The organism is Vibrio sp. 10N.222.54.E6 (assembly GCF_041473955.1).
Lineage (GTDB): Bacteria > Pseudomonadota > Gammaproteobacteria > Enterobacterales > Vibrionaceae > Vibrio > Vibrio tasmaniensis_A.
In genome coordinates this window covers 1-397 of the sequence record NZ_JBFRTD010000112.1, presented here as the reverse complement: position 1 = coordinate 397, position 397 = coordinate 1, and the positions used below count along the sequence as shown (strand labels likewise).

Sequence of the window (397 nt, the reverse complement as noted above, 5' to 3'; positions counted from 1 at the left end):
TCCGAGAAGGTCGAGGTTATGTTGTAGATATCGACCTAGCGAAATACTTCGACACAGTGAATCACGATAGACTGATGTACAGACTGTCACAGGACATCAGTGATAAACGAGTGTTGAAGCTCATCAGGTCATATCTACAGGCAGGCATAATGCGAAACGGGATGGTTGAACAGAGACAAAGAGGGACACCACAGGGTGGACCATTATCCCCGTTGCTATCCAATATCGTATTAGATGAACTGGATAAAGAGTTAGAGCGCAGAGGGCATAAGTTCTGTCGATATGCAGACGACTGCCAAATCTACGTTCATAGTGAAGAAGCCGCTTATCGAGTTAAAGAGTCGATAACGGAGTTCTTGGAGCAAAAGCTGAAGCTCACGGTAAATCGAGAGAAAAG

The 397-nt window shown here is 45.1% G+C and carries 1 protein-coding gene; it reads left to right on the top strand.

Annotated elements, in window-relative coordinates; translation table 11 throughout:
• A partial coding sequence (locus tag AB4513_RS24790; RefSeq protein ID WP_372193490.1) for a reverse transcriptase domain-containing protein occupies window positions 1-397 on the top strand: 397 nt, incomplete at both ends.